The organism is Psychrobacter sp., from assembly GCF_030454045.1.
Taxonomy (GTDB): domain Bacteria; phylum Pseudomonadota; class Gammaproteobacteria; order Pseudomonadales; family Moraxellaceae; genus Psychrobacter.
The window spans coordinates 1-12,370 of sequence record NZ_JAKDJE010000081.1 but is presented as its reverse complement, the minus strand read 5'-3'; the positions used below and the strand labels follow the sequence as shown (position 1 = coordinate 12,370).

The 12,370-nt window shown below is 41.3% G+C and carries 13 protein-coding genes, 1 tRNA gene and 1 pseudogene; 6 read left to right on the top strand and 9 right to left on the bottom strand.

Annotation, left to right across the window (positions count from 1 at the left end; all coding sequences use genetic code 11):
• Positions 1-50: 50 nt before the first annotated feature.
• From L0G63_RS11965 to L0G63_RS11950, 4 genes are read right to left on the bottom strand one after another with little or no spacing between them, the layout of a single operon-like run.
• The gene (locus tag L0G63_RS11965) at positions 51-641 is read right to left on the bottom strand and encodes a TniQ family protein (protein ID WP_301450864.1); all 591 of its coding nucleotides are present in this window, start codon (positions 639-641) and stop codon (positions 51-53) included.
• Positions 641-1,540, bottom strand: coding sequence for a TniB family NTP-binding protein (locus L0G63_RS11960; RefSeq protein WP_301450863.1), 900 nt, complete (start codon positions 1,538-1,540; stop codon positions 641-643). The genes L0G63_RS11965 and L0G63_RS11960 overlap by 1 nt, the downstream gene beginning before the upstream one ends.
• Complete coding sequence (locus tag L0G63_RS11955; RefSeq protein WP_301450862.1) at positions 1,540-3,690, bottom strand: DDE-type integrase/transposase/recombinase; 2,151 nt, start codon at positions 3,688-3,690, stop codon at positions 1,540-1,542. The genes L0G63_RS11960 and L0G63_RS11955 overlap by 1 nt, the downstream gene beginning before the upstream one ends.
• Positions 3,683-4,327 carry a TnsA endonuclease N-terminal domain-containing protein gene (locus tag L0G63_RS11950; protein WP_301450861.1) on the bottom strand — a complete coding sequence of 215 codons (645 nt, stop codon included), beginning with the start codon at positions 4,325-4,327 and terminating at the stop codon, positions 3,683-3,685. The genes L0G63_RS11955 and L0G63_RS11950 overlap by 8 nt, the downstream gene beginning before the upstream one ends.
• 139 nt (positions 4,328-4,466) lie before the next feature.
• Here L0G63_RS11950 and L0G63_RS11945 point away from each other — a divergent pair.
• Positions 4,467-4,916 (top strand): annotated as a pseudogene (locus tag L0G63_RS11945) (ATP-binding protein); the annotation flags it as partial.
• Between the two features lie 49 nt (positions 4,917-4,965).
• Here the strand turns inward: L0G63_RS11945 and L0G63_RS11940 are convergent.
• Together L0G63_RS11940 and L0G63_RS11935 are read right to left on the bottom strand one after the other, a co-directional pair.
• The gene (locus L0G63_RS11940) at positions 4,966-5,649 is read right to left on the bottom strand and encodes a phosphoglycolate phosphatase (RefSeq protein ID WP_301450860.1); all 684 of its coding nucleotides are present in this window, start codon (positions 5,647-5,649) and stop codon (positions 4,966-4,968) included.
• 127 nt (positions 5,650-5,776) lie between these two features.
• Complete coding sequence (locus L0G63_RS11935; RefSeq protein ID WP_301450859.1) at positions 5,777-6,277, bottom strand: DUF4385 domain-containing protein; 501 nt, start codon at positions 6,275-6,277, stop codon at positions 5,777-5,779.
• Positions 6,278-6,410: 133 nt separating this feature from the next.
• On the opposite strand from L0G63_RS11935, the gene L0G63_RS11930 reads away from it, so the two are divergent.
• Entirely contained in the window at positions 6,411-6,770 is a 360-nt protein-coding gene (locus tag L0G63_RS11930) for a hypothetical protein (RefSeq protein ID WP_301450858.1), read from the top strand.
• A gap of 100 nt (positions 6,771-6,870) precedes the next feature.
• On the opposite strand, the gene L0G63_RS11925 is transcribed toward L0G63_RS11930, so the two are convergent.
• Positions 6,871-6,946: transfer RNA gene (locus L0G63_RS11925), tRNA-Phe, on the bottom strand.
• 122 nt (positions 6,947-7,068) lie between these two features.
• Positions 7,069-7,491 carry a hypothetical protein gene (locus tag L0G63_RS11920; RefSeq protein ID WP_301450857.1) on the bottom strand — a complete coding sequence of 141 codons (423 nt, stop codon included), beginning with the start codon at positions 7,489-7,491 and terminating at the stop codon, positions 7,069-7,071.
• A gap of 386 nt (positions 7,492-7,877) precedes the next feature.
• Here L0G63_RS11920 and hisB point away from each other — a divergent pair, with 386 nt between their 5' ends.
• The 3 genes from hisB to L0G63_RS11905 all read left to right on the top strand — a co-directional run bounded on the left by hisB (position 7,878) and on the right by L0G63_RS11905 (position 9,902).
• Complete coding sequence (hisB, locus tag L0G63_RS11915; RefSeq protein ID WP_301450856.1) at positions 7,878-8,525, top strand: imidazoleglycerol-phosphate dehydratase HisB; 648 nt, start codon at positions 7,878-7,880, stop codon at positions 8,523-8,525.
• Positions 8,526-8,706: 181 nt separating this feature from the next.
• Complete coding sequence (gene hisH / locus L0G63_RS11910; RefSeq protein WP_301450855.1) at positions 8,707-9,342, top strand: imidazole glycerol phosphate synthase subunit HisH; 636 nt, start codon at positions 8,707-8,709, stop codon at positions 9,340-9,342.
• A 191-nt stretch (positions 9,343-9,533) separates the two neighbouring features.
• Positions 9,534-9,902, top strand: a complete 369-nt coding sequence (locus tag L0G63_RS11905) for a hypothetical protein (protein WP_301450854.1) — start codon at positions 9,534-9,536, stop codon at positions 9,900-9,902.
• A gap of 32 nt (positions 9,903-9,934) precedes the next feature.
• On the opposite strand, the gene L0G63_RS11900 is transcribed toward L0G63_RS11905, so the two are convergent.
• Positions 9,935-11,260 (bottom strand): valine--pyruvate transaminase, encoded by a 1,326-nt coding sequence (locus tag L0G63_RS11900; RefSeq protein ID WP_301450853.1) that lies wholly within the window; start codon positions 11,258-11,260, stop codon positions 9,935-9,937.
• 402 nt (positions 11,261-11,662) lie between these two features.
• On the opposite strand from L0G63_RS11900, the gene L0G63_RS11895 reads away from it, so the two are divergent.
• On the top strand, positions 11,663-12,340 hold the full coding sequence (locus L0G63_RS11895) for a hypothetical protein (protein WP_301450852.1): 678 nt from the start codon (positions 11,663-11,665) through the stop codon (positions 12,338-12,340).
• Positions 12,341-12,370 lie beyond the last annotated feature (30 nt).

Genomic DNA, 12,370 nt, shown 5'->3' with positions numbered 1-12,370 from the left:
CATTGTCGTATTCTCTCAGAAAATTGAGTCTCCGACAATTCCGGGGCGGTTCAATCTGTACATAAAAGTTGATTTACTGCTTCAGCGCTTAGCTTTTCTCGACAGTGAGGACATCTATTGATAAATCGGTGATTCGCTTTGATCAAATGTGGTTGATACGGCAATCCGCAGCTAGAACACGAACTTTGTAGTGAAATTAAGTGCTGTTCACAGTAAACAATCCAACTAAATCGCCACTTTAATCTCAAATACGCACTTTTGTCCTCTTGCATACATTGAGCGCAATATTGATGGCCTACCATCGTTTTAGAATGAAATTTGGGAATAGGTAACACCCAAGTAAGGCTAATATTTGGTCGATACTCTAATCCAATATCTTCATTGAACTGTATCAAGCTTCTATTATCAAAAAATTTAGTATCAGTGTGAGCAAGCACAGCCATATCTTGATGTATCTGCTTATTAATATGATTGAAGCCTTTATCAAAATCATGATGACGCAAATTGTATTTAGACCAATGATAAAAAAGAATCGTAGAAAGGTCGCAGCCTTGATTTAAAGATACCCGTATTAACCATGAGTTTATGCTTTCATCATGTAAAAGAGGTGTAGCAACGGGTAATGGTTTTACGCTAGCCATCACCTCAGTCCTTCGGTTGGGCGAACATCTTTATTTTTAGTCAGAATGTCTTCGGTAATTTGTTCTGTGCCACTAAGAATGGCATCTTTGGCGCAAACTGACAGAAGCCTATGAATATTGCCTAAGTTTCCTCTTGAAACAGCATGAATAAGGGCAGCAGTTTTGGGTTGATGCAACTCTGATGGATTTTTAAGTGGGAAAACGCTTTCGAGTCGAAAAAGTAATTCTTGAAATTTTTTATCTAATTTCCAAAGAGGAACTTCTACAATATCGAATCGACTAGCGTGCTGAGGATCAGTGTGTAGTACACGTTTCGCATCTTGCGTTCCAATACCGACAATCGGTATCTGTAATTCATTGCATAATGTCTTCAAAGCATTCATTACCTGACGTTGCTGTCTTGGTGTACCTGTAAGTAATGAATGAAGCTCATCAACCATGATCATTTTGACTTGATACTCGCGGCACAAATGAAGTACTTGATAGAGCAATGAAGATGCTGAATCCTTTGTTCTATAGGGCATATGAAGCGCCTCTAGAATAGACATATAAAGGTCTTTTTCATTAGTGCTTGAAGGAGCATTTGCAAAAATAACAGGCTTGACTAAATTGCCATTCTCTTCGACTGGCATACCATGCTTTCTGAAAAAACGATGAGCAATACTGGTTTTGCCGTTATTTGAATCACCGACTATTAAAAGATTAGGCATTCTTAGTCTTTTTGGGAACCTCAAAAGCCCGTTTAGCTCTAAAATTATATTGTCTGCTACATCATAATTGACCCAGCGAGCTTCGTTAATAAAATCTAATCGATCGTCATCAGAATATTCTACAAGATGACGGAAATCTTTATATACATGAAGGTAAGACGCTTTGTTATCAGCGATAATTTCATTCATTATTCAATATCTCCAAAATCAAAATCAGTCGTATCTAGAAGTAGGCCATTTTGTTCAACGACACTCTTTTCAGATTTTTTAGAAGTCTGTATTGATGGCTGCAAGTTTGTTTGAATATCATTACTGTTGGACGGCTCTAGATCACTAGAAGTATTGGCATTGTGTCTTTTACTCGCCATTATTGTTTTGGCTACGATAGTTTGACTTTTTGCATGTGTCTTTTGACGTTGCGCTTGTCTACGAGCAGACTTCGTTTTTTTAGAAGAATCTTCGATTAAGTCTCGCATCTCGGTCAAAGCTTCATAAATTTGATGTTCACTTATATACTCATTCCCTTTATCAGAAATCTGCTTACGAATCTGTTTATATTCCCACAGACTCATACTTGGTAGCTGCTGGTTAGCAAAGGGGACGGTAAAATACTGGTGTAAGCTTGGATCGTAGAACCAAATTTTACTAATGTCTCGTGGATCACGTCTAAATAAAAAGTGTTTCTTACTTCCATCTTTATTTTTGGCATTAATAAAAACATTTAAACAAGGGTCGTAATAGCGTAAGGAGTCGATAGTTACACCAAAATGCTGAATGGTTCGCTCAAAACTTGGCATGAAGTCTAATAGTAAGGTTTTTGAATCTTCTGGTAATGATGGCAAGCCTGTACCAATGCTTTCACCATCACCATGAATACCTAGATACCATTGTTCCGTAGGACTTCGCCCTAAAGTGCTATGAATTCGCTTGTGATAAACCTTTGTTATAAAGGTAAGAAGCCAAACCTCAAACTCATCTAAAGTAAGGGTCGCTTCTTTTTCAGAGTCATAATTGTCTTTTTCTTTAATATTAGAAAATGTTGTACCATTGATGCCATGAACCTCTTTCATAAACGTACCAATGAGACGTTCAATATGTCCACCAAACTGAGGTCTTGCTACTGGTCTAAATTCAAGGTTAATCCCGTGAACCTCGCACGAACGAGCCAAGGTGTTTGATCGAAAGTCAGCACCATTATCAACGTGTATTTTTTGCGGATAGCCATACACTTGCCATTCTGTATGATCAATACCATGCTCAAGTAAAAGACTCTCTTTTTGCAAGATGCTTCTTGCGACACACATTGCAACTGAGGTTGCTGACGGTGGATCTAATGATAAGTAATATCCCGTAATCATTCGGCTATAGACATCAATAGCTAGTGTTAGATATGGTCTACCAATAGATTTTCGGTGTTCGTTATCGACTAGCATTAAATCAACAGGTGTATGGTCTATTTGAATCACGCTCAATGGATAATCTGCGTTAGGAAAAGAATGGGGTGTGGGTTTGAATTTTTTTCTAGCTAGCTCTATTTGACCGCGCTTTTTGAGCTGCTCATACTCTGAAATTTGATCGATACGTAGTTTAATAGCTTTTTTACTGGGTTTGTCGATCTTTTCCATAGAGCAAAGGCGAAAAACTTCACGATAAGTCTGCTCTAAACTAGCCCTTTGCTTAGTCAAATAAAATGCTTTTATAGCTCTTTGAATAATACCGTCCTGCTCTTTAGTTAGACGCGATCCACCTTCCTTCCAGCCTCGTTTTTTCTCTACCAGTCCTGCAATAGATCCAACAGCCTGATACTGCTTGATCCAACGATATAATGAACGAATTGAGACATTGATCTCCTTTGAGCGTTCCATAATTAATTTTCGATGATTATAGCTATGCTCAGTATTGATAATAGGCTTGATTGCCTCAAACTTAGATTGTGCTTTTTGCCACTCTTCATCGCCAATAGCACTAATATCGACATTGATATGATCATTATTCTGATCTTTAATATTTGACAAATTTTGTATGTTAACAATACTGGTTTTACCCGTTTCAACACTACGAACTACGACCTCTGTACTCTCGTTTAAGTACTCGACTAGCTCATAGTGTTTATTATCAGACTTATTTAGATAGGTTTTCCCCTTACGCAAATCAATACGTCCACGCCTGATCTCAAACCTATCTAAACCCTCATCATCATGGTCAATCATGAAACCATACCCTTTCGTTGTTGGTGTTGACTCATTTATTGTATCTACATCGATACCTAGTTTTTGAAAATTATCTAAATGTTTTTCGAAGATAGATGAGTTAGTTTCTGCAATTCTACTATTATTCATAATCCACCCATACCTCTGTTAAGTCATTAATTTCGAGGAATAAATTAAATTTTAATCGTTTAGTAGCAAGTAAATGATAAATTACTCGTAATCCGTGATTGCGCAAGAAAGAGCCTATGTAAAAACGTGTTAATAGGTAATCTATAGTAGTTGTACCCATAAGCCTAACCTGCTCTAAAACCGCTTCCTTATCCTCTTCTTCGATTGCGGAGTTCTTAAACTTCATTAAGAAATTAATGTTGTCTAAAGCTGTATTCTTAATACGACTCTCATCATAAATATGAAATACATAACCATTGTCTTTACAATAGCGCTGCATCGTCTTCCACTTATCCGACCAGTCTCTCCAGTTCGCTTGCCATAGATCATGTGGTTTAACCTCAATAATCATATTTGGCTTACCATCGTCTTCTACGAATTTGATAAAAAAGTCAGGGGTGTACTTATAAGTAATGCCATTCTTGACGAAAGGTATAGTAATTGGTTGAGCAACTATATCCTCCACATCTTCTCGAAAGGCATAGACTATAATTAAATCGCGCTCTAAAGTTGATTCATAAGGTAATGATTTACCTTTATATGGAATTCTTCCTGATACGCTCATTCTAGTCGGTTTTATTTTGCGCATTTGTCTCATAATAATTTGTCGCTTATTTAGCATTTATTAAATTTTATGACAGCTATTTGGTATATCTTTGCCATTTAATTGGTAAGTATTGGAATAGAAAAGAGGTGATATTGAAGGGTATTGTGCCAGTAATTTGGGATTATTACACCCGTGTGGTTATGATGGTGATACTTCAGGTCGCTGCCGCTGTCGACCTGAGCAAATCAAACGCTATCAAGACAAACTCTCAGGGCCACTATTAGATCGTATTGATTTGCATATCACGGTGCCAGCATTGCCGATTGCTGACTTGCAAAGCGCGCAGGCAGGGGAAACATCCAAACAAGTACGCGAGCGAGTAGCAGCCGCGCATCAGCATCAATTAAAACGACAACGAAAAGTTAATAATGAGCTAAGCCCGAGCGAAATCGATGAATACATCAAATTAGGCGACAGCGAAAAACAACTATTGCAACTTGCTCAGCAGCGCTTGAATTTATCCGCACGCGGCTACCATCGAGTGTTACGAGTCGCGCGTACTATCGCTGATTTGGCCAACAGTACAGATATTAACAGCGCCCATGTGTCAGAGGCGCTCAGCTATCGTAGTAAGGAGTAGTCTTCGTTTAAGCCAGCTATCACATCCGTTTGATAGATGCTTTTATGAGTTAGATGTTATCTTTCATAATCCAAGTAATCAAATCCGCAAAATGATCAAACGCCTCGGTTGGGCCGAGCTCACGAATGTCTTGTCCGTAGTTATAGCCATAAGACAGACCAAGCGTGTCCATATTGGCGTTTTGACCCGCCAAGATGTCGTTTCTAGAATCGCCAATCATAATCGCTTGGTCAGGAGTAATCCCCAATTGAGTACAGACATGCAGTAGGGGCGCTGGATCTGGCTTTTTGGTGGATAGACTGTCGCCGCCCATCACTTCACTAAACAGATCTTGCCAGCCGAATGTTTGCAATATTTTTGGGACAAAACGAATCGGTTTGTTGGTGACTAGAGCGAGCGTGTAGCCAGCCGCGTGAAGTTGTTTAAGGCCACTATCGACATCGGGATAAGCAACGGTTTTGCTACCACCAATCTTAGTATATGCCTCAAAAAATATCTGCTCTGCGTGATCGGCCTCGGCTTTGGTCAGTGCACCCTCTGGGACAGTGATATCACCGACCAAAGCACGCTCCACAAGCATTCGTGAACCATTACCTATCCAATTGCGTATCGTCTCAATTGGGTAGGTGTCTTTACCAAGCGTGGTCAGCATCGCATTGGTGGCATCAGCCAAATCAGGCACGCTATCAATGAGTGTGCCATCAAAATCAAAAATTAAAAGTTGCTTATTCATTGTTCCTCACTATTAAAAGTCATTGTATTTATTGTGTTCGATATTCCGTGTTATACCTTAGCACAGTAGTATTTTAAGACTGGTCAATTTAGTGTTGTTATATTCTCAAGGTGATGAGCATTAGCAGTTACTCGGCATCTTTATAACGCGCGCGGTGTTCTTTCTTCATTCTTAGATACTCTTCGTTCTCACGGCACTGGTCCCATTTTTGCTTAAAAATACGTGCTGATTCTGCCTTGATCGGGTCTTCGGTTTGTCGTGGTAACTCTTCGCGACCATGGGCGCCGCTTTGGCCTTTTTTGTCATCAGGTACTGGCCCTTTATATTTTTTACCGCCCTTGTGATTAGCGTAGCGACGCGCGCGGGTATAGCCCATTTGAATAAATTTACGCGCCATATCGGCACCGACAAAATCATCGTCAGCTAGATAATCCAAAAACATCTGATAAATCGTCTCACTGCTCTCGCGGGCGATATCAGGAGTCGCAAAACGCCAATGCGGGAGGATTTCAGACTTGTAAGGCTCTACAAGTAACACGCCTTGCTCACCGCGCCCGACGCGGTATAACTCAGGATGCGCGCGCAGATCTAAGTTTTTGTAATCTAAGTCGTAATCAAATTCTCTCATATCTGCCACCTAGGCTCTGTATTATAATAGGTATCTGTCCCTTTATAGTTACTGAGTATACTGAGCCAAGCGGTGTAGAAAACAGCACAAAAATGTTATGCAACCGTGAGTGAGGTAGGCGATGAGAAATATCATGTTAAAGAAGAACATAAGCATCACTAAGCAAATCCGTTCGCTAGTATCCAAAAACATACGGATTGCGCTACTACTGCTAACGACAAGTATGTTTACGAGTATGGCTGCCCATAGCGCTTGGTTTGAAAAGTTGATTCCACAAGGTGAGACATATACCGTACGCGAGATAGATCGTGATTTGGCGTTTGTGATTGATGGCTTTATTTATGATGCGCGTACGTCGTGTTTTTTAGCTGTGGGGGATCGCGTGATATTCTTTGAAGGGCGTCACGGTATTGATTACCGTGCAACGATCTATGACTTGGATTCACGCGAGCGCTGTCATTTGCTCTTACGAGGTCGGCTCTACCAACCCTAGATATTCAATCAGTAAGCTTGATGTGACAAACACAAAAAATATGCACATAAAAAAAGCCCCAAACAGCGGTGTTTGGGGCTTTTAGAATCTGATTAACGAATGGTGGCTCGAGGCAGGATCGAACTGCCGACACACGGATTTTCAATCCGTTGCTCTACCTACTGAGCTATCGAGCCGTCTTCGTTGAGGCGCTATTAAACTAAATATAGGCTCGGCTGTCAAGTGATTTTTGCGTTATATCTCATAAAAGTCGATAAATAATCAAATATTGGCGAAATAAACCCTATTTACTCTATATTTAGTCTTTTACGCGCAGGAGTTCGTACTCGCTCATGATTCGGTGAATATCAGCATCAGCAGGGACAAACTCACGCACGCCTTTTTTGACCTCACAGTCATAGACCAATTTAATAAATTTGGCATCGATGGCGCGTTTACGGTTCTCTGGATGTACCGTCAGATACTGCAAACGCTTGGCATTGGTCTGCCCATCATCAAAGCAGGCAACCGCAGCAATGGGTTTATCGTTGAACATACCGACATAGAGATATTGCCCGCGTTTGAACCCTTGCGCAACGATATCTAATACCTCAAGACCATCAGGCTGCGCATCATCACTATCGTACAATGCCTGCAGGCGTTCTGACAACTCATTGTCACGGGCAGGTTTTTTGATAAGTGGCGCATCCAAGCTATTAATAGCGATCGCTTCTAAAGGCATAGCAGTTCCTATAAACAGAGGGGTTTTATGGTCAGACAGCACCATGTCATAGAGAGTAGTGCCATAAAGGTGAGATTGTCAACGTTCGAGCCAGTCATGATTGATAATGCTGAACACACTATTTTAGCAGAATGACGTAAATTTATGCGTGGTTTGGCGCTTGGTCGTGGCAGTAAATGTTAGGGTTTGCTATGATGAGGCTAGATAATATGTGGGACACATCAACCCTAATATATTGATATCTTTTGTATATATCATTTTTTCATACATTTTTTGCTGGCGCTGATGGCAGCGTTAGCGGTGATGTAATGGACAGTAATGGGTACTTTTTTGCCCTATTTATAATTGACCGCTTTTCACTGATAAAAAACCGATAGAGAATAGCCATGACAGCCAATGCAACTGAGCAAAATCAATCAACAAACCTAAATCTATACGGTCGCCCTGAGCGCATCGCGACCGTTGAGCGTAATACCGCTGAAACCCAGATCACTTGTACCGTCAACCTCGATGGGACGGGTAAAGGTGTGGTAGACACGGGCGTGCCATTTTTGGATCATATGATCGATCAGATTAAGCGTCATGGTTTGTTTGACTTGGATATCAAGTGCAACGGTGACACCTTTATTGACGACCATCATAGCGTCGAAGACACGGGTATCACCCTTGGTCAAGCCTTCAATAAAGCCTTGGGCGACAAAAAAGGCATCCGTCGTTATGGGCACTTTTATGCGCCATTAGATGAGTCGTTGACACGCGCTGTGGTGGATTTGTCAGGTCGTCCGGGTCTACACATGGATATTCCATTTACGCGCTCGCACGTTGGCCGCTTCGATGTTGACTTATTCAGTGAGTTCTTTTATGGCTTCGTCAATCACTCGTGGATGACGGTGCATTTGGATAATCTCAAAGGTAAAAACAGCCATCACCAGATTGAATCAACCTTTAAAGCCTTTGCACGTGCCCTACGTATGGCCTGCGAATATGATGAGCGTGCGCTAAATACCTTGCCATCGACCAAAGAGGCTTTCTAAGACGCATTTAAGGCTGTTCTACAAGGTTACTCAAGAGGGTCAGTTAAGCTTGGCGTACTGGTTGTACAGCCTGCGCTTAACTTCCTTGTAGCAAAACCTTATCTACACCTTAGTAACAGAAAATAGTATACATAGTATACATAGTATAGTAGTCAAAATATTTAAAAACGAGAACCAATTGATGACCAAAGTAGCGCTATTAGATTATGGTATGGGTAATTTGCATTCCGCTGGCAAGGCACTATCGGTCGTGGGGGCAGATGTCTCTATCACCAATGATCCAAAAGTTGTCGCGGCAGCAGATAAAATTGTCTTCCCAGGCGTTGGCGCGATGCGTGATTGTATCGCTGGTATGCATGAGGCAGGCATTGATGACGTGGTACGCGATGCAGTGTTTAACAAACCCGTGATGGCCATCTGTGTGGGGATGCAAGCGTTGTTTGAGCAATCGGCTGAAAATGGTGGTACAGATTGCCTTGGCATCTTAAACGGCACGGTAGAAGCATTTGACCCCACGTGGAAAGACAAGCAAGGCGCAACGATAAAAGTGCCGCACATGGGCTGGAATACCATTAATGGTATGGATTTTGACCATCCGCTTTGGCACGGTATCGAGGACAATGCGCATTTTTATTTTGTACATAGCTACTACTGCGCACCTAGCGACTGCAAGCAAGTGGCAGCGGTATGCGACTATGGACAGCCGTTTTGTGCCAGCGTGATTCAAGACAATCTGTTTGCGACTCAGTTCCATCCCGAAAAAAGCCATACCGCAGGCTTACAGCTACTAAAGAACTTTGTGGATTGGGATGTGTAAATAGGCGATAAACGTAAATCAAAGATGTCATGCAGTCAAAGGCAGATTATCGCTTGTATAGTCTGCCTTTTTATTTCTTATTATTTTCATTTTACGTTATCAATTTTTGGTTATTATGGTTCGATGATACGCTCAACTATTTTCTGCTCGCTTATATTTGGAATACTCTAGTGGACTTTACCGCCTTTAAAATGAATGTTGTTGAAACAACTGGTCTTGCCAAAGATGCCCTACATATCTATGTTGGGGTTGGTGTCTACCTGCTTTGTCTGTTTATGCTGCGTCCTATCATCAAAAACCACAATATCAGAGCGTTTATCGCATTGATTGTGGTCACTGGCGTGGCGTTATCAGGTGAGTATCTGGACAATCGCCATATCATCGTCCCCAAAGGCCTCTTGGCATTAGAAATGGTGGATATAAAGGCCAGTCTGCGCGATCTGATGAATACGTGCCTGCTGCCTTATCTGCTCTTTGCGCTCAATAAATGGACAAAGATATTTCGACCAACCAATAAATCGCCTTCACTGACCAAACGCCATAAAAAAACGGACTATTAAAGTCCGTTTTGTTTTGCGAGTTGCAAGTAGGGTTACTGGTTTTGAGCCTCATCATACAGCTCACGTACCACCTCGCCAATCACTCTAATACCATCCGTCAGCGTCTGCTCATCAGCAGCGATACTCATGCGGATACATTCGTGTGCGTGCTGGTAATCGCTGACATCCACACCGGGGAAGAAGTACTCGCTTGGTACAATAAGCGTCCCTTTTTCTTTTAGGCGCTCGTATAGATCCAGCGTGCTAATCGGCAAGTCTTTAAACCATAACCACAAGAATATTGCACCTTCTGGCTTATGAATCATGAGCGGATAATCGCCCAATGCGTCTTTTAACAGCGTCACCGCGAGTGTCGCCTGCTTTTGATAAAACGGCTTAATCTCATTATCAGATAGCTGTTTGATACGGTCGTTTTCGACCAGTGGCGTGGCAATCGCTGCACCAAAGCGCGTCGGTGCTAGATTGACTACCGCATTCATCGCACTGACCGCTTTGATCACTTCGGCATCAGCCACGATAATACCCGTACGCATACCGGGCAAGCCAATTTTGGACAGGCTAAAGCACAGAATCGTATTGTTATCCCAGTTCAGATTGACATCAGAATAGATGATATTCGGGAAGGGCATACCGTAGGCGTTATCAATAATCAGCGGAATGTCATAACGCTTAGCAATCTCGGACAAATGCGCCATTTCATCATCGGTCAGCACGTTGCCAGTCGGGTTGGTCGGGCGTGAGCAACAAATCGCCCCGATACGACCTTCTTTTAACGCTGGCAAGTTCTCTAAAGCGTCAAAATCCACACGATATTTAAAGAAGCCTTCCTCGCCATCATGCGTTACTTCATCGATGTGTGGTAATACGGCTGCGAAATGCTGACCTTCGACATGCACATCGCTATAGCCGATATACTCAGGGGTCAATGGCAGTAGAATGGACTTGTCGATAGATTGGTTCTTTTTATCAACGAACGCCCCACCAAACAGATTAAACAGATAGAAAAACGCATTTTGCGAGCCATTGGTCAGAGCGATGTTTTCTGCCGTGAGATTCCAATCATAATGACGGTTAAAGAAGCCAACCAACGCATCGATAAAGGCGGCATCCCCTTGCGGATTAGAGTAGTTTGCCATGCTGATAATCGCGCTACTATTGGGTACGCCTGCATCGTTATCAACACCCAGCGCTTTATAGGTCTCTAAAAACAACTCATTGACGGCATCAATTTTGGCAGGGTTACCACCGCCCAGCATGTTGACTGGCTGATCGCTTTTTAGCGCGTCACCCAAATCATCCATCAATTGTGAGATGCCCGTAGGCTGGGTAAATTTCTGACCGAACTTTGAGAATTTCATAAGGTTACCATACTGTTTGGGAGGGTGTTATAAGTGGGTATTTAACCAATAAAGTGGGGCTAGTATAGCAAATGGTGTGTCAATTATATAAGTAATCAGGTAGCTCGATAGATATAGGTGTTTGAGTACTGAACCATTTATGGCGACCTATAAAATACTTTATCAGGTAACGTGGTATTGTTAATTTCAGCCTTATAAAAAGTCGGTTAATTCAGTTGTATTTAAATTACATCAGTTAGGCAGTAATAAAAGCGACGCAAAGTTAGCATTCCAAGTTTTTATACTGATATAAATTAATAACACTGACTATAAGATATAAAAATGCAAGTATGCAAAGCAGAAGGCAACGCTACAGTAGCTGTGGTTTGAGTAGATTTGTTTTAAATAATGAAAGGAATGACAATGAATAGCATGCACAACTTACTTGATGAAGTTAACCTCAAAACTAAACCAATCAAATCGTCAGGAACAAAGTATGCTGTGCCAAATGCAGTTTTTGAAAAATTGAAACTCAACACGCAATTTAAACTGTATCACCTTGAAGATGACTTCAACGTACCTTGTTGCGGTGCTTTCTTTTTAGTTGATAATGAGTGGGAAAAATATAATCTCAGAGCATTAAAAGAACAGACAGGCGCAGATTTATTAATTGGCATACAAACAAGTGATAAGTTTATGGCAATTAACAATGTTATAGACGGTACGATTTGTTGTAACGTTGAGCAAGTTGATAGGGTTGTGCATCAATTCCAAGCTATGTTAAGCGTACATGGTAGCTATACTGCTATGGAACTAAATGACGTAATCAATCTGTTTAATCAATGCCCATATACTCAATATGCTGAATCGAGACTATATCTATCAGATGACCTTACCAAGCAAAATAAACAAGAAATAGATGAGTTTATAGATAAACTACCAATAAGGAATGTTAAAAATTTATTGCTATACACTCATTCAATTAAATCTACAATTTTAGAGCAGTTTAGTGAAATCGTAGAAATGGTTGATCGGAAAGTTGATGATTCTGACATGTTGTTATACGGAAGAGCGCTGGAGACCATCCCGAATTCTGTGTAACTGCCGTTTAGATTAAATGCTTGCTGATAC